Annotated in this window: 16 protein-coding genes; 11 read left to right on the plus strand and 5 right to left on the minus strand. The window is 55.3% G+C overall.

Going from position 1 to position 15,872, the window contains the following annotated elements:
* Positions 1–37: 37 nt before the first annotated feature.
* Positions 38–1,354, minus strand: coding sequence for a sensor histidine kinase (locus tag D3A97_RS00140; RefSeq protein ID WP_157986278.1), 1,317 nt, complete (start codon positions 1,352–1,354; stop codon positions 38–40).
* A gap of 113 nt (positions 1,355–1,467) precedes the next feature.
* Here D3A97_RS00140 and D3A97_RS00145 point away from each other — a divergent pair, with 113 nt between their 5' ends.
* The 4 genes from D3A97_RS00145 (at position 1,468) to D3A97_RS00160 (ending at position 5,494) form a co-directional block, all read left to right on the plus strand.
* Positions 1,468–2,307: a UbiA family prenyltransferase gene (locus D3A97_RS00145; RefSeq protein ID WP_119075385.1), complete on the plus strand. Its 840-nt coding sequence runs from the start codon at positions 1,468–1,470 to the stop codon at positions 2,305–2,307.
* A gap of 37 nt (positions 2,308–2,344) precedes the next feature.
* A complete protein-coding gene (locus tag D3A97_RS00150) occupies positions 2,345–3,445 on the plus strand; it encodes a M42 family metallopeptidase (RefSeq protein ID WP_119075387.1) in 1,101 nt (366 codons plus the stop codon).
* Positions 3,446–3,850: 405 nt separating this feature from the next.
* Positions 3,851–4,840 (plus strand): biotin synthase BioB, encoded by a 990-nt coding sequence (gene bioB, locus D3A97_RS00155; RefSeq protein WP_119075389.1) that lies wholly within the window; start codon positions 3,851–3,853, stop codon positions 4,838–4,840.
* Positions 4,841–4,870: 30 nt separating this feature from the next.
* Complete coding sequence (locus D3A97_RS00160; RefSeq protein WP_119075391.1) at positions 4,871–5,494, plus strand: hypothetical protein; 624 nt, start codon at positions 4,871–4,873, stop codon at positions 5,492–5,494.
* 94 nt (positions 5,495–5,588) lie between these two features.
* Here the strand turns inward: D3A97_RS00160 and aroQ are convergent, their stop codons facing one another.
* The 4 genes from aroQ to D3A97_RS24750 all read right to left on the minus strand — a co-directional run bounded on the left by aroQ (position 5,589) and on the right by D3A97_RS24750 (position 7,558).
* The gene (gene aroQ / locus D3A97_RS00165) at positions 5,589–6,011 is read right to left on the minus strand and encodes a type II 3-dehydroquinate dehydratase (protein WP_119075393.1); all 423 of its coding nucleotides are present in this window, start codon (positions 6,009–6,011) and stop codon (positions 5,589–5,591) included.
* A gap of 113 nt (positions 6,012–6,124) precedes the next feature.
* The gene (locus tag D3A97_RS00170; RefSeq protein WP_119075395.1) at positions 6,125–6,685 is read right to left on the minus strand and encodes a UbiX family flavin prenyltransferase; all 561 of its coding nucleotides are present in this window, start codon (positions 6,683–6,685) and stop codon (positions 6,125–6,127) included.
* Between the two features lie 386 nt (positions 6,686–7,071).
* Positions 7,072–7,395 carry a bacillithiol system redox-active protein YtxJ gene (ytxJ, locus tag D3A97_RS00180; RefSeq protein ID WP_119075400.1) on the minus strand — a complete coding sequence of 108 codons (324 nt, stop codon included), beginning with the start codon at positions 7,393–7,395 and terminating at the stop codon, positions 7,072–7,074.
* A 22-nt stretch (positions 7,396–7,417) separates the two neighbouring features.
* Positions 7,418–7,558: a hypothetical protein gene (locus D3A97_RS24750; RefSeq protein WP_157986279.1), complete on the minus strand. Its 141-nt coding sequence runs from the start codon at positions 7,556–7,558 to the stop codon at positions 7,418–7,420.
* Between the two features lie 174 nt (positions 7,559–7,732).
* Here D3A97_RS24750 and D3A97_RS00185 point away from each other — a divergent pair, with 174 nt between their 5' ends.
* From D3A97_RS00185 to D3A97_RS00215, 7 genes are all read left to right on the plus strand, one after another.
* Positions 7,733–9,103, plus strand: coding sequence for a UDP-N-acetylmuramate--L-alanine ligase (locus D3A97_RS00185; protein ID WP_119075402.1), 1,371 nt, complete (start codon positions 7,733–7,735; stop codon positions 9,101–9,103).
* Between the two features lie 3 nt (positions 9,104–9,106).
* Positions 9,107–9,883 carry a 3'-5' exonuclease gene (locus tag D3A97_RS00190; protein ID WP_119075405.1) on the plus strand — a complete coding sequence of 259 codons (777 nt, stop codon included), beginning with the start codon at positions 9,107–9,109 and terminating at the stop codon, positions 9,881–9,883.
* A 71-nt stretch (positions 9,884–9,954) separates the two neighbouring features.
* Entirely contained in the window at positions 9,955–10,674 is a 720-nt protein-coding gene (locus D3A97_RS00195) for a polyprenol monophosphomannose synthase (RefSeq protein ID WP_119075408.1), read from the plus strand.
* The gene (locus D3A97_RS00200; protein WP_119075410.1) at positions 10,671–11,558 is read left to right on the plus strand and encodes a DMT family transporter; all 888 of its coding nucleotides are present in this window, start codon (positions 10,671–10,673) and stop codon (positions 11,556–11,558) included. The genes D3A97_RS00195 and D3A97_RS00200 overlap by 4 nt, the downstream gene beginning before the upstream one ends.
* A gap of 75 nt (positions 11,559–11,633) precedes the next feature.
* The gene (locus tag D3A97_RS00205) at positions 11,634–14,471 is read left to right on the plus strand and encodes an alpha/beta hydrolase family protein (RefSeq protein ID WP_119078352.1); all 2,838 of its coding nucleotides are present in this window, start codon (positions 11,634–11,636) and stop codon (positions 14,469–14,471) included.
* A gap of 197 nt (positions 14,472–14,668) precedes the next feature.
* Positions 14,669–15,322, plus strand: coding sequence for a DUF6597 domain-containing transcriptional factor (locus D3A97_RS00210; protein ID WP_119075413.1), 654 nt, complete (start codon positions 14,669–14,671; stop codon positions 15,320–15,322).
* An 84-nt stretch (positions 15,323–15,406) separates the two neighbouring features.
* The gene (locus D3A97_RS00215; RefSeq protein WP_119075416.1) at positions 15,407–15,868 is read left to right on the plus strand and encodes a GNAT family N-acetyltransferase; all 462 of its coding nucleotides are present in this window, start codon (positions 15,407–15,409) and stop codon (positions 15,866–15,868) included.
* Positions 15,869–15,872: the final 4 nt, after the last annotated feature.

A 15,872-nucleotide genomic window follows, 5' to 3' on the forward strand; every position in this document is an offset into this window, starting at 1 on the left:
GCAATACCGTCCGGCAGCCCCGGGTAACCCGCCGCCATCACGATGCCATTACCGGCAGCTCCCCTGCCGGCAGATATACCGTACAATGCGTGCCGGCCTCCGGCACGCTTTCTACTTTTATAGCGCCCCCGTTCTGCTGTGCAAACTCGTTGCTGAGCAACATGCCCAGCCCCGTGCCGCGCTCGCCGCCGGTGCCATAGCCAGGGTTTTGCCAGGAGGTGAACAGGCCGCCGAGCTGCGCCGCCGTCATGCCTTTGCCCTGGTCTGTAATATGCAACGCCACCTGCTCCCCTTCGCGCACGGCATGCAATATGATCTTGCCGCCCGGGTAGCTGAACTTGACCGCGTTGCTGAACAGGTTGCGCAAGATCACCAGCACCTGGTCACGGTCCGCATACACGGCCGCCACCGGGGATACCTGCACTTCCACCTGCAGGCCTTTTTCCTGTATCACCATCTGGAAAAACTGCAGCGTTTCCGTAATGAGCTGGGCCAGCAGCACATCTTCCGGGTTGGTACGGATGCCTTTCATGCTGCGGGAGCTCCAGCGCAGCACATTGTCAAGCGCCCCGCCCAGCTGCGCCACTTTGGTGTGCAGCACGGCGGCGGCTTCTTCCATCATCTCCTGCGGGTACTCCCCTTTGCCGAACATGTCCAGCAGCACCTCCAGCGTGGCCAGCGGGCTGCGCACATCGTGCGTAACAATAGACAGCAGCTTTTCCTTGTCTTTGTTCATGCCGGCCAGCGCCTGCCGCTGCCGGTCTATTTCCTGGTGGTAATCGTGCTGGATGCGTTTGAAAAAGCTCAAGGCAATGGGTATAAAAACCAGCGCGCTGGCCATATTCAGCCACACGCGCCCCGGTGGCACGGGCGGGGCCAGCCGCCACTCCTGCGGCATCAGCACAATGGTGATGAACGCACCGCAGATCACCACGCTGAGCGCGGCGATCACCCATTTATTATCATATACCAGTATGGCGCAGACAAGGATATTGAGCAGGAAGTACTCCGCCCCGTTGTGAAAATAAAGTCCTGTGAAAGTATACACGATGATGCTGAAAACGATCAGCACCCAGCGTGCGCTCAGGTATTTCCTTTTTGTGTGCAGCACCAGCACGGCCACGCAGGCCAGCGTAGTACTGAGGTTGAGCGCAGAGAGCAGCCAGCGGCCCTGTAAAGCGTTCAGCACGGCAAAAAAACCTATAACGGGAATGCAGGGCAGCGCCAGCAGGTTCAATAGCTTGGTGCGCCGCGCCTCCACAAAAGACATGGCGGGAGAAACACCCAGGTGTACGATGCGGAACCACGAGGCATCAAAGAACCGGTATAGGATATGCGAATGCCGCTTGAACATGACAGCTGCAAAGATAACCCGAAAAATAACACCAAACATGCTGCCATCCAAGGCCTGCGGCTGTTTTGGCACGTTTGTGTAACAAAACGGTTTTTTGTCTAATTTTAGCCCCCATGTTAAGGGGATTCTTCAACTTCATACTCTTCAGTTCCATCTATATTGCCGTTTGCGCCGTGCTGATGGCCTGGGAATCTTCAGAAATACTCGGCCTGCGGTATGACCGGTACAACTATTTCTGCTTCGTTTTCTTTTCCACCATCTGCAGCTACAACTTTCACTGGTACCTGACCCCCGGCTCCCTCAAACATTCCGAGCGTATCCTATGGGGCCAGCGGCAACGCGCCCTGCAACTGGCGGGCTGCGTGGCAGGGCTGCTGGGCGCCGGCTGGTTCATTATTCCCCTGGCGGAACACTGGCTGCCCCTCTGCGGGGCCGTGGTGCTCACCTTCCTGTACTCCGCCCCCAAGCTGCCCATGTTCCGCTGGCTCAGCAAAATTGCCGTGGGCAAAACCATCTTCCTGGCCGGGGTGTGGACGTACGTAACCACCACCCTGCCCGCGCTCATAGCCGAAAACATACAGCCGGACGTGGTGTACCTCACCGTATACCGCTTCTTCCTGGTGTACGCCATCTGCATCCTGTTTGATTACCGGGACCGGGAAGAAGACCGCCAGGCGGGCATCCGCAGCCTCATCACCCATCTCAAAGACCCGCACCTGAACGGGCTTTATTACGGCTCCCTGATAGTGGCCTGGATATGCGCCTTTCTGCTGGCGCCCGCCGTGCCGCTGTTTGCGCTGTTCAGCCTGCTGGTACCGGTAGTGGTAACGGGCATGGTGAAACGGTACGCGCAAACGCACACGTCAGACTATGTGTACTATTTTTTCCTGGACGGGCTCATGATGCTGTCTGCCCTGATACACGCCGGCTGGCGGCTGGCGGGCGGAATTTGAGGCGGAATACTTATTTTTACGCACTTAAAAGAACAAGATGGCTAAAAAACAGAAATCCATACTAACGAAAGACTCGCTGGCTTTTTTAAAGGACTATCTCAACAACCCCTCTCCTACAGGCTTTGAAAAGGAAGGGCAAAAACTCTGGCTGCAATACCTGAAACCATATATAGACGATACCATCGTAGACCCGTACGGCTCCGCCGTAGGCGTGATCAACCCGGAAGCCGCCTTCAAGGTGGTGATAGAGGCCCACGCCGATGAAATATCCTGGTTCGTGAACTACGTTTCGCCGGAAGGGCTGATCTATGTGATCCGCAACGGCGGGTCAGACCAGGCCATTGCCCCCTCCATGCGGGTCAACATCCATACGGAAAAAGGCATTGTAAAGGCCGTGTTCGGCTGGCCGGCCATTCATACCCGCCTGCGCAGCACGGAAGGGAAAGACCCGCAGCCCAAGGTAGACAACATTTTTATTGACTGCGGCGCCCGCAACCGCAAGGAGGTGGAAGCGCTGGGCATTCACGTAGGCTGCGTGGTCACCTTTGATGCCAACTTTGAAGAACTGGCGTACGATAACTATGTATGCCGCGCCATGGACAACCGCGTGGGCGGTTTCATGATAGCCGAAGTGGCCCGCCTGCTGAAAGAGCACAAACAGCGCCTGCCCTTCGGCCTCTACATTGTGAACGCCGTACAGGAAGAAGTGGGCCTGCGGGGCGCGGAAATGATCGCCAAACGCATCAAGCCCAACGTGGCCATCATCACCGATGTAACGCACGATACCACCACCCCCATGATCAACAAGAACATTGAAGGGGAGATCAAATGCGGCAACGGCCCCAGCATCACCTACGGCCCCGCCGTACACAACATTCTCCGCGACCTGATCATCAAAACGGCGAAGAAGGAGAACATCCCCCACCAGCTGCACGCCGTAAGCCGCAGCACCGGCACGGATACGGACGCGTTCGCCTACGCTAACGACGGTACGCCCTCCGCCCTGATCAGCATTCCGCTGCGTTACATGCATACCACGGTGGAAATGATCAAAAAAGACGATATAGAGAACACCATCCGCCTGATATACGAGACGCTGCTGAACATTACGCCGAAAACGAATTTCCAGTACCTGTAAGGGCCGGGAACGGGCGCGGCGCCTCCCGGGCCGGGCATTGATTTCCTGTACCCGTAAGATCAATGCGGAACGGGCGCGGTGCTTCCCGGCCGGGCATTGATTTCCTGTACCCGTGAGAACAATGCGGAACGGACGCGGTGCCTCCCGGCCTGGCATTGATTTCCAGTACCCGTAAGATCAATGCGGAACGGGCGCGGCGCCTCCCGGCCGGGCATTGATTTCCTGTACCCGTAAGATCAATGCGGAACGGGCGCGGTGCTTCCCGGCCTGGCATTGCCAACCGGTCCACGCATACCTGGCGGCCCGCATCCGCCCGTTACAGATGCAAAAAATTCGACATAATTCAGGCGTTCCCCGCTCGTTATTCGCAATTGATTTGTATGTTTGCCGCTAAATCCGAAGTTTATGATCCGTCACGACTGGACACTTGAAGAAATAAAGGATATTTATAACACTCCCCTGCTGGAGCTGATGTACCGCGCCGCCACCCTGCACCGCCAGTACCAGGACACGGCGGAGGTACAGGTATGTACCCTGCTCTCCATCAAAACAGGCGGATGTTCTGAAGACTGCGCTTATTGCCCCCAGGCAGCACGCTATAATACCGGTATCGATGTACAGGCCCTCATGAAAAAAGACGAGGTGCTGGCCTTTGCCCGCAAGGCCAAAGAAGCCGGCTCCACCCGCTTCTGCATGGGCGCGGCCTGGCGCGAAGTGCGGGACAACCGGGACTTTGACCGGGTGATAGACATGGTGAAAGGCGTAAATGAAATAGGCATGGAAGTGTGCTGCACCCTGGGCATGCTCACGGAAAGCCAGGCCCAAAAACTGGCGGATGCCGGCCTCTATTCCTACAACCACAACCTGGACACTTCTGACGAATATTACGGTGAGATCATCACCACCCGCACTTACGACGACCGCCTGAAGACCATAGACAATGTGCGCAAAGCCGGCGTTACCGTTTGCTGCGGCGGCATCATAGGGCTGGGAGAAAGCCATGAAGACCGCATCAACATGCTGCTCACCCTTTCCACCATGCCGGAACACCCTGATTCTGTGCCCATCAATGCCCTTACCCGCGTAAAAGGCACGCCGCTGGAGCATATGCCCAAGGTAGAGTTCTGGGACATGGTGCGCATGATAGCCACGGCCCGCATCCTGATGCCGCAGGCCATGGTGCGCCTCAGCGCCGGCCGCGCGGAAATGAGCCTGTCTGAGCAAGCCATGTGTTTTATGGCCGGCGCCAACTCCATCTTTACCGGGGAAAAACTGCTGACCACTAAGAACCCTTCTTTTGAAGAAGACCACATGATGTTTGAGCTGCTGGGCCTCAAGCCCCGCGAAGCGTTCAAGGAAGAAAAAGAATGCTGCGACCACTCTCACGCACACTAACCCGCAAATTTTACCGAACTTTAGCATACCATGTTGCAGCAGTTTAAAGTATACAGGCATAACATCCGTTTCCGGAAGCTCCAGGAACAGGCGGAAGCCACCTACCAGCATTGGCTGGAGCAGGGCAAACCGCTGCCCATGCCGCACATTGCCAAACAGAAGATCATCCAGGCATATAAAGACCGCTACGGCATACAGACGCTGGTGGAAACCGGCACTTACCTGGGTGATATGATCGCCGCGCAGCTGCCCAACTTTGCCCGCATTCTCTCCATAGAGCTGAGCGAAGACCTGCACCAGCGGGCAAAGATCCGCTTCCGCAAAAGCCCGAAGGTGGAGCTGTACCAGGGAGACAGCGGCAAGGTGCTGCACAGCATTGTGCCCCAGCTGAAAGGGCCCGCCATTTTCTGGCTGGACGGGCATTACTCCGCCGGCATTACCGCCAAGGGAGACCTCTGGACGCCCATTTACGCGGAGCTGGACGCCATTCTGCAGCAAGACGTGCCGCATGTATTGCTGATAGATGACGCGCAGGGCTTCACCGGGGAGAATGATTACCCCACCATAGAAGAACTGACCAATTACATCAAAAAGAAGGCCCCGGCGTACCAGGTACAGGTAGAAGACTACGTGATCCGCGTCACGCGCGGGTAGAAGATAAAAAAAGGGCCGGCTGCAAACCGGCCCTTTTTTATGACGTAGCGGCAGTAATTTACCGCCGCAATGGTTTGTTATACAACCCGCCGGCTTACTTCCCTGACAGGAAATAATTCACGCCCAGCGCATACCCCTGCATGCCCAGCCCGCAAATAACCCCCACGGCCTTGGCGGCCGTTAATGACGTATGCCTGAACTCTTCCCGGGCGTAAATATTACTGATGTGTATCTCCACCACGGGCGTTTTGATACCCGCAATAGCATCGCGGATGGCTACGGACGTATGGGTGTAAGCCCCCGCGTTCAGCAAAATGCCGTTGTGAGAAAAACCTACCGCATGCAGGTGGTTTACAATTTCCCCTTCCACGTTGCTTTGGAAATAATCAAAGCTGACATCCGGGAACTGTTGTTTCAGCGTATCCAGGTATTGCTCAAAAGTAAGGCTGCCGTATACCTCTGGTTCCCGTTTGCCCAGGAGGTTGAGGTTGGGGCCGTTGATGATGGCTATTTTCATAAAGTGTCAATTCTCTTGCAGTTATTATTTGCCGGCGGTGTGCAGGCCTTCCTGATACACCGGTATACCGCTCTTCAGCTCCCGGGCACACCACTATATGCCTCTTCCACCTCCTACTCCCCCCACCGGAACGTATCCTGCTCCAGCCCGGCCAGGTCTATGACGCGGTCTGTTACCGTAGCCGCCACTGCTTCAATGGTGGCGGGCTTGCTGTAAAAAGAAGGCGTGGCGGGGCAAATAATGCCGCCCGCTTCCGTTACGGTCTGCATGTTGCGGATGTGAATGAGGTTGTAAGGCGTATCCCGCAGCACGCAGATCAGCTTGCGGCGCTCCTTCAGCACCACGTCTGCCGCGCGGGTGATCAGGTCATTGGAAATACCGCCGGCAATGCGGCCCAGGGTACCCATGGAACAGGGGCAGATGATCATGGTATTGAAACGCCCGCTGCCGGAGGCAAAAGGGGCATGAAAATCGTTTTGCGTAAATACCGGGAACGGCAGGTGCTCAAAGCCCCGGTCATCCAGCTCGGTTTCCCACACTGTTCTGGCATTGGCCGTCATCACAATGGCCACCTGGTCTATCTGCTTTTTCAGGGCAGCCAGCTTGTTCAGCAACTGCCTGGCATAAATAGACCCGCTGGCGCCCGTAACCGCCACAACTATACGATGTTTCATAGCAGCAAAGCTAATAAAAAACAACAGAGGCCGGTTAAAAGAAAGAAGGGGATAAAACGCCTGATGCGCCGGTTACGGCCGGTTGAAACATGCAGGACAGAACGCCCCGTGCGCCGGTTACCACCGGTTGAAGCATGCGGGACAGAACGCCCCGTGCGCCGGTTACCACCGGTTGAAACATGCAGGACGGAACGCCCCGTGCGCCGGTTACCACCGGTTGAAACATGCAGGACAGAACGCCCCGTGCGCCGGATACCACCGGTTGAAGCATGCAGGACAGAACGCCCCGTGCGCCGGTTACCACCGGTTGAAGCATGCAGGACGGAACGCCCGCAACAACCGGCCGTAAAAAAAAGCGCGCCTGTGGCACGCCTCTTTCAATGCTTTTAATGCTGTAAAGCCAGTTCTTCCATACTGATGGCATAATGGCTCTCGTCATATATGCACTCCCCGTTGCGGATCAGCAATACCTGGGGAGACTCATGCCCTACCTTGTACAGGTCCGCAATATGGTTGCTCACCGCGCGGTACCGGATAAGGTCAAGGTAATAGAACTCCATGCCCTCCGGCCCCGCAGACCGCTCCAGCCTGCTCTTTACCATACTGCTGATGCTGCAGCGGGTGCTATGTTTGAATATAACGACCGGGTGGTTAAAAGAATGTTCCTGTATCTTATTCAACTGCTCTTCACTTTCCAGTGCGGTCCACATCTCGTTCCATTTTTAAAATTCACTAACACGTTTTGTCTTTCTCCTGCTGTACCTTGGTGATCTTCATAGGGCAACCCAGCTTCTGCGAGGCGCAGGAAGAAAACATGGCAGCAATGACCGCCATCACACAAAATGTACCAATTACGCGGTAAACTGATTTCATAGCTTGCTTTTTTGCAAATAAACGAAATTTCATAGGCTTGGATTATAGAACTTTGTGAATCGTATTTTGTAACGTTATTTTGCAAATATATACTTTATATTAAAAAAAACAATCTTATGTGATGTTAATTACTTGTTATAACAGGCAAAACACACACATAAAGACCTGAAAAGCATGGCTAAAGTACATTTCATAGCGATAGGCGGCAGCGTCATGCACCAGTTGGCCATCGCCCTCCGGAACAAAGGCTACCAGGTGAGCGGCAGCGATGACGAAATTTACGAGCCGGCGCGTACCAACCTGGCCAATGCCGGCATCCTCCCCCCCGCCATCGGCTGGGAGCCCTCCCGGGTTACGGCTGACCTAGACGCGGTGATACTCGGCATGCACGCCCGGGCAGACAACCCCGAGCTGGCCAAAGCGCAGCAGTTGGGCCTGAAGATCTATTCCTTCCCCGAGTATATTTACCAGGAAAGCCAGGGAAAGACCCGGGTGGCCGTAGGCGGCAGCCATGGCAAAACCACCATCACGGCCATGATCATGCACGTGCTGCAGCAATGCCAGGTGCAGTTTGACTACCTGGTGGGCGCCCGCCTGGAAGGTTTCTCCCAGTCCGTCAACATCACTGATGCGCCGCTGATTGTATGCGAGGCGGACGAGTACCCCGCTTCCACGCTGGAAAAAAGGCCCAAGTTCCACTTCCTGCACCCCCACATAGCCGTGCTGAGCGGCATTGCCTGGGACCACATCAATGTATTTCCCACTTTTGACATATACCTGGAGCAGTTTGCCATTTTTATCCGCACCATGGAGCCGGGCGGCAAGCTGATCTACAACCACGGGGACGAAACCCTGCGCGCCCTCGTGGAGCGCGAAGGCGGCCACCTGGAGCGCATCCCCTACGGCGTGCCGGAGCATACCATCCTCAACGGCACTACGCGGGTGCGCTTCGGCAATGTGTCTACAGACCTGCTGGTGTTCGGCGAGCATAACCTGCTGAACATCCACGCCGCCCTGCTGGTTTGCCGCGCCCTGGGCATCGGTGACATAGACTTCCTGGCCGCCATTGCCAGCTTCAGGGGAGCGGCCAAACGCCTGGAGCTGGTAGCCAAAAACGCGGATACGGCCATTTACCGAGATTTTGCGCATGCCCCCTCCAAGGTAAGGGCCACCATTACTGCGGTACGGCAGCAATACCCCGGCCGCAAGCTAGTAGCCGTGCTGGAATTGCATACCTTCAGCAGCCTGAATGCCGGTTTTATGACAGAGTACGCCGGCGCCCTGGCCCCGGCAGACACGGCCGCGGTGTTCTACAGCGCCCACGCCCTGGAGATCAAACGCATGCCAGACCTGAACCCGGACGTGATCAAAAAAGGATTTGGCCGGGAAGACCTTACCATACTCACCAGCCGCGCTGCCCTGGAAACTTTCCTGGACCAGCAGGACTTTGATAACACCAACCTGCTCATGATGAGCTCCGGCGATTACGAAGGGCTTGATTTTGCAGGATTGAAAAAATATTTATCGGTTAAGAAACCATCATAACACATGTCAGCTTTACAACTCACCCGCCCCCTGGCAATCATAGACCTGGAAACAACAGGCACCAATGTAGCCACAGACCGTATTATCGAGATCGCGATCATTAAAGTGATGCCGGACCGTTCCGTGCTCCGGAAAGTAAAGCGCATTCATCCCGGTATGCCCATTCCGCCCGCCAGCACAGCCATTCACGGCATTACGGACGAAGACGTGAAAGACGCGCCCCTCTTCAAACAGCTGGCCAATGAACTGCGCCAGTTCCTGGAACATTGCGATATTGCGGGCTACAATTCCAACCGCTTCGACATCCCCATGCTGGTGGAGGAATTTCTGCGCGCAGACCTTACTTTCGACATCAGCGACCGCCGCTTTGTAGACGTGCAGAAAATTTTCCACCTCATGGAAAAACGCACCCTCAGCGCCGCCTACAAGTTCTATTGCGATAAAGACCTGGAAAACGCCCACAGCGCGGAAGCAGATGCCGTGGCCACCTTTGAGATACTAGAGGCCCAGCTGGTGCGGTATGAAACCCAGCTGAAACCGGATATGGACGCCCTGGCCGCCTTCACCAAGGAAGACGACTATGTGGATTTTGCCCGCCGCATGGTGATGCAGAACGGCGTGGAGATGTTCAACTTCGGTAAATACAAAGGCCGCCCCGTAAGGGACGTGCTGAAAGTAGAACCGCAGTATTACGACTGGATGATGAAAGCGGACTTCCCCCTCAATACCAAGCAAAAACTGACAGAGATCTACACCAGTATGATGCTAAAAAAATTGTAATGTTTGGTAAAACGCACTATTTTGCGGGGGATATTCCCTATTTTCGCCATCCTAAAAAAAGCTACCGCTAATTGGAAAAGTTGGTTATCATACCTACGTACAATGAGAAGGATAATATACGTCAGATCATTGGCGCGGTATTCTCATTACAGCAGGCTTTCCATGTGCTGATAGTAGACGATGGCTCTCCGGACGGCACCGGCGGTATCGTAAAAGAACTGCAGGCGCAATACCCGGAACAGTTGTTCCTCGAAGAAAGGAAAGGCAAACTGGGCCTTGGCACGGCCTACATCCACGGTTTCAAGTGGGCGCTGGCCAGGGGTTACCAGTATATTTTCGAAATGGACGCAGACTTTTCCCACAACCCTGCGGACCTGGTGCGCCTCCACCACGCCTGCGCGCACGAAGGGGCGGACCTGGCGGTGGGCTCCCGTTACGTGAAAGGCGGCAAAACAGAGAACTGGCCCTGGGACAGGGCGGTGCTCTCCTACGGCGCTTCCATTTACGTACGCTTCATTACCTGGATGCCCGTAAGAGACGCTACAGCCGGTTTTGTTTGCTACAAAAAGGCCGTGCTGGAAAAAATTGAGCTGGACAAGATACAGTTCGTAGGCTACGCGTTCCAGATAGAAATGAAGTTCACCGCCTGGAAACTGGGCTTTACCATCAAGGAAGTACCCATCACGTTCATAGACCGTAAAGAAGGCTATTCCAAAATGAGCAAAGGCATTGTGAAAGAAGGCATATTGGGCGTACTGAAAATTCAGTGGCAAAGCCTGTTCGGAAAATGAAAAAAGCGTTCCTTCAACTCCATCTTTCTGTATTCCTCGCCGGTTTTACAGGTATTCTTGGCAAACTCATCACGCTCAACGAAGGGCTGCTGGTATGGTACCGCCTGCTGATAACGGTGGTGACCATGTTCTTCCTGTACAGGTTCCAGGGCACCCTGCGCAGGCTGCCCCGGCAGGCTGTGCTCCGCATCGGCTTCACCGGTTTTATAGTAGCGCTGCACTGGGTGTTCTTTTATGCCAGCATCAAATACGCCAACGTATCTATAGGGGTGGTATGCTTTTCGCTCACCAGCCTCTTTACCGCCCTGTTTGACCCGCTCATCAACCGCCGCCGCTTTGACACGGTAGAGCTGCTGCTCAGCATGCTCACGCTGGCCGGCATTATGCTCATTTTCCATTTTGACACGCAATACCGTACCGGCATTCTGCTCGGCATCCTGTCTTCCATGTTCTGCGCGCTGTTCACCGTGCTCAACAAAAAACTGGTAGTGCAGTACGATACGCCCAATATCACGTTTTACGAACTGGCGGTAGGGTTCATCGGCATCAGCCTGGTAATGCCCTTCTACCTGCATGTTTTCCCCGTGGCCTCCCTGATGCCTTCCGCCATGGATCTTGTTTACCTGCTGCTCCTGAGCTGGTTCTGCACCGTGCTCATGTACACCCTTTCCATGAACGCGCTGCAGAAAATATCCGCGTTCACGGTCAACCTCTGCTTTAACCTGGAGCCGCTGTACACCATTGCACTGGCGTTTTTGCTGTTCAGGGAAAACAAGGACCTGCACAACGGCTTCTACGCCGGGCTGGGCCTTATCCTGCTCTCCGTGGTGCTGCAAATGCTGCGGGTGGCGCGGCAAAGCCGCAGGGGCGCCATTACCGCATAACCGCTCATCCTGCTTCCTTTCCTATTTGCGGCCGGAATTGTTATTTTGCAGCGCAACAAAATCAACAAACGGCTTATGAAACTATCTCCAGGCTGGCTCCTGTCCCTGACCTTATTGTTACCGGCAGGCCTGAACGCCCAATCCAAAAAACCGCTTGACCATAGCGTATATGACGGATGGCAAAGCATTGGCACTAAAGCCATCAGCAACAACGGCAAATGGGTGGCCTATACCATCACCCCGCAGGAAGGAGACGCCACCCTGGTGGTGCGCAACCTGGAAAACCGGCAGGAAATGACCGTTCCCCGCGGCGCGGCGCCCGTTTTCACGGAAGACTCCCGGTACGTGGTGTTCAGCATCAAACCCTTTTTTAAAGACGTAAGGCAGGCCCGCATCAAGAAAAAAGCGCCGGACCAGATGCCGAAAGACTCCATGGGCGTTATACTGCTGGGCGGAGAAAAAAGCATTTACCTGGCCGTGCCCAACGTCAGGTCTTTCAAAACGCCGGAAAAAGGCAGCGGCCTGCTGGCCTACCTGATAGACGCGCCTAAAACAGATACCGCCAAAGGCGGCAAAAAACCAGCACCGGCCAAAGACGGCAGCGATGCGGACGAAGATACGCCCGGCAAGCCGGGCGGTGCCGAAGCAGGCCACCTGGTGATCATGGACCTGCGCAAAGCCACGGCAGACACCGTGAAGAGCGTTACCGCCTACACCCTCAACAAACCCGGCACCAAAATAGCGCTGGTGGTCAACCCGCCCAAAAAAGACACACTGGGCAAAGCAGGCGTATGGCTGTGGGACGTACAGAACCGCGCGGCAGACACCCTCAGCCGCGGGCAGGGCACTTTTGCACAGTTCGCCTTTGATGAAAAAGGGCAGCAGCTGGCCTACGCCGGCAGCAGGGACAGCGCCAAAGCACCGCAAAAGTTCTTCTCCCTGTATTACTTCCGTACCGGGCAGGATAGCGCCCGTATTGCCGTAAACCGCGGTACGCCCGGCATGCCCGCAAAATGGGCCGTGTCCGAGCACGGGAACATCAACTTCAGCAAAAACGGTACGGCCCTGTACTTTGGCACCGCGCCGGTAGCCCCGCCCAAAGACACTACCATTGTAGACTTTGAGGTGGCCAAGGTAGACATCTGGCATTATAAAGATGATTACCTGCAAACCATGCAGCTCAGGAACCTTACCCGGGAACTGAATAAAAGCTACGCCGCCGCATACTTCCCCGCCGGCGGAGAAAACCGCATGACGCAGCTGGGAAACCCTGACCTGGAAACATTTGTGCAACTGGACGAAGGCAATGCGCCCTACGGCATCGGTTATACGGACAAGGAACACCGCGTTGCCATGCAGTGGACGGGCAACACCGCCAAAACCGCTTACCTGGTGAACGTACGCACCGGGGAACGCAAGCTGATCAAAGACGATCTGCTGGGCTACTTCTACCCCTCCCCGCAGGGCAAATACCTCATGTGGTTTGACCTGCCCGCCGGCGAATGGTTCTCTTACGATATTGCCGGCGGCGCCACGCGCAGCATCAGCAAGGGCATGCCGGTAAAGATGGCGGACGAGGAAATGGACATGCCGGATTACCCGCGCCCCTACATGCCCAGCGGCTGGATGGAAGGGGATAAATATGTATACCTGAACGACCGGTACGATATCTGGCAAACAGACCCCAGCGGCAAAACCCCGCCCGTTATGATCACGCAGGGCCTGGGCCGCAAAACAAGAACGGAACTGCGCAACGTGAAGCTGGACCGGGAAGAACGGTATTTCAAGCCCAAACAGACCCTGCTGCTGAGAGCCTTCAATGACTCCACCCGCTACGGCGGTTACTACAGCCTGCAGCTGGGCGGCAAAAAAGGCCCGCAGCAGATCGTGATGGGCCCGTACGCCTACCTGGCGCCCGAAAAGGCAAAAGACGCCAACGTATATACCTTTCAACGGCAAACCTACGTGGCGTCTCCAGACGTGTACGCCGGCCGGGATATAGCCACCGCGGAGCGCCTCAGCGCCATCAACCCGCAGCAGGCCTCCTATAACTGGGGAACGGCGGAGCTGTTTTCCTGGGCCACCTATAACGGGAAAACCACGGAAGGCATCGTATACAAGCCCGAAGATTTTGACCCGAAGAAAAAGTACCCCGTGCTGATCTATTTCTACGAGAAGCTGACAGACGGGCTGTACAGCTACCAGGCGCCCGCGCCCACCCCCTCGCGCCTCAACATCTCTTTTTTTGTAAGCCGCGGCTACGTGGTGCTGGCGCCTGATATCCGTTATGAGGAAGGCCACCCCGGCAAAAGCGCTTATAACTACATAGTAAGCGGCGCCGAAGCGCTGGCCCGCCAACCGTGGATAGATAAGGACAACATAGGCATACAGGGGCAGAGCTGGGGCGGTTACCAGGTATGTTACCTCATTACCGCCACCCCCATGTTCAAGGCCGCCTGGGCCGGCGCGCCCGTTGCCAACATGACCAGCGCCTACGGCGGCATACGCTGGGAAAGCGGCATGAACCGGCAGTTCCAGTACGAACATACGCAAAGCCGTATTGGCGCCACCCTGTGGGAAAAGCCGGAGCTGTACATAGAGAACTCCCCGCTCTTCCACCTCCCCAAGGTGACCACGCCGCTGGCCATCATGCATAATGATGCGGACGGGGCCGTACCCTGGTACCAGGGCATAGAAATGTTCACCGGCCTGCGCCGCCTGGGCAAACCCGTGTGGATGCTGAATTACAATAATGAGGCGCACAACCTCATTCACCGCCAGAACCGGAAAGACATCCAGATCAGGGAGCAGCAGTTCTTTGACCACTTCCTCAAGGGCGCGCCCGCGCCGCAATGGCTCAAAAACGGCGTACCCGCCGTGGAAAAAGGGCGAAATTGGGGATTTGACTACTGATCTTCAACACTTTATAATAACAAAAGCCGGGTCTTTACGCCCGGCTTTGTTATTTGCCTGTTAACTGGAAGATTTTCAACGGATTCAGTGAATGTTAAGAAATTTTCTAATTAAAATGTTTTGCCATATACTAATTTTGGTATATTTACATCAGTTTACTGAGCGGATGGGTTGAAAAAACAAATGCAATCAGACCTATGAACACCTATATCCTTCATCCCGACACTACGTTGCACCCCTTTGTGCAACAATACATTGTTCTCGAGAACATTACATCAGCAGCAGACATTGCGGAAAAAAGGCTTTTTACGGCCGGCAAACAATACCTGGTATTTATACAGCAGGGCGGGCTGGCGTTCAAGCCGGCGGACCATGCGGCTTTTGAACTGCCGGAAGCGGCTGTAACAGGGCCGTTCACCTGCCGCGTAGATGCGCGCGTAACCGGGCCGCTGAACGCCGTTATCGTACAGCTGAACGCTTACGCCAGCCACCGGCTGATGGGCATCAGCATGGAATCCGTTACCAACTATTACCGCAACCTGGCCAAAGTACACCCCCGCTGGGCGCAAACTGCGCAGGAGCTGCGCACCGCCATGGCGCTGGATGTGGAAAGCGTGCGCCAGGTGCTTGACAGTGCGCTGGCCAACCTGCTGGCCAACCAGACCGCGGCCCTGCGCCAGGTAGATGAAATTGTGGATTACCTGGCTGAACAGAAAGGCAAAGTGGCCATGCTTGACCTGGCCCTTCGTTTCAAGACCAGCCGCCATACCCTGGAGCGCCAGTTCATGGAAGTGACGGGGCTTACGCCGCAACTGTACAACCGTATATTGCGCAAACAACGATATGCATAACCAACTAAACGTACGGAATATTTAAAGCGCCGGAAGTGTATTCCGGCGTTTTCGTTATTTTTAGCGCGAACTTAAATCCGTACCATGCAACCCGTTGAGACCCGTAAAGGCGCGTACCTTATTTCATCAGACCCGGCATTGCTGCAACTGAACGTTATTCACCAGTACCTTTCAGAAGATTCTTATTGGGCGAAAAACATCCCGCTTGATATTGTGCGCAGGTCTGTTAACAACTCGCTCTGTTTCGGCGTGTATCATGAAGGGATACAGGTAGGTTTTGCCCGCGTCATCACAGACCGCGCTACCTTCGGTTACCTGGCGGACGTGTTCATTTTGCCGGCCCACCGCGGCCAGGGCCTTTCCAAGCGGCTGATGGAAACCATCCTCTCCCACCCCGATCTGCAAGACCTGCGGAGAATGGCGTTGCTCACAGAGGATGCGCAGGGGCTCTACGCACAGTTCGGCTTCAACGTGTACGAATACCCGGAAAGGTTCATGAGCCGCCGCATTGGCCCCGCTTATGAAACATATAAAACAGCACCGTAATTTT

Origin of the sequence: Chitinophaga alhagiae (assembly GCF_003568665.1) — a bacterium.
Taxonomy (GTDB): domain Bacteria; phylum Bacteroidota; class Bacteroidia; order Chitinophagales; family Chitinophagaceae; genus Chitinophaga; species Chitinophaga alhagiae.

What these genes read in the sequence shown, in the direction of transcription:
- D3A97_RS00200 (WP_119075410.1), top strand. Translation starts at nt 10,671, where the DNA reads ATGAAAAAAGCGTTCCTTCAACTCCATCTTTCTGTATTCCTCGCCGGT.
- D3A97_RS24750 (WP_157986279.1), bottom strand. Translation starts at nt 7,558, where the DNA reads ATGAAATCAGTTTACCGCGTAATTGGTACATTTTGTGTGATGGCGGTC.
- D3A97_RS00190 (WP_119075405.1), top strand. Translation starts at nt 9,107, where the DNA reads ATGTCAGCTTTACAACTCACCCGCCCCCTGGCAATCATAGACCTGGAA.
- D3A97_RS00205 (WP_119078352.1), top strand. Translation starts at nt 11,634, where the DNA reads ATGAAACTATCTCCAGGCTGGCTCCTGTCCCTGACCTTATTGTTACCG.
- D3A97_RS00160 (WP_119075391.1), top strand. Translation starts at nt 4,871, where the DNA reads ATGTTGCAGCAGTTTAAAGTATACAGGCATAACATCCGTTTCCGGAAG.
- bioB (WP_119075389.1), top strand. Translation starts at nt 3,851, where the DNA reads ATGATCCGTCACGACTGGACACTTGAAGAAATAAAGGATATTTATAAC.
- D3A97_RS00185 (WP_119075402.1), top strand. Translation starts at nt 7,733, where the DNA reads ATGGCTAAAGTACATTTCATAGCGATAGGCGGCAGCGTCATGCACCAG.
- D3A97_RS00210 (WP_119075413.1), top strand. Translation starts at nt 14,669, where the DNA reads ATGAACACCTATATCCTTCATCCCGACACTACGTTGCACCCCTTTGTG.
- aroQ (WP_119075393.1), bottom strand. Translation starts at nt 6,011, where the DNA reads ATGAAAATAGCCATCATCAACGGCCCCAACCTCAACCTCCTGGGCAAA.
- D3A97_RS00215 (WP_119075416.1), top strand. Translation starts at nt 15,407, where the DNA reads ATGCAACCCGTTGAGACCCGTAAAGGCGCGTACCTTATTTCATCAGAC.
- D3A97_RS00145 (WP_119075385.1), top strand. Translation starts at nt 1,468, where the DNA reads ATGTTAAGGGGATTCTTCAACTTCATACTCTTCAGTTCCATCTATATT.
- D3A97_RS00170 (WP_119075395.1), bottom strand. Translation starts at nt 6,685, where the DNA reads ATGAAACATCGTATAGTTGTGGCGGTTACGGGCGCCAGCGGGTCTATT.
- ytxJ (WP_119075400.1), bottom strand. Translation starts at nt 7,395, where the DNA reads ATGTGGACCGCACTGGAAAGTGAAGAGCAGTTGAATAAGATACAGGAA.
- D3A97_RS00140 (WP_157986278.1), bottom strand. Translation starts at nt 1,354, where the DNA reads ATGTTCAAGCGGCATTCGCATATCCTATACCGGTTCTTTGATGCCTCG.
- D3A97_RS00150 (WP_119075387.1), top strand. Translation starts at nt 2,345, where the DNA reads ATGGCTAAAAAACAGAAATCCATACTAACGAAAGACTCGCTGGCTTTT.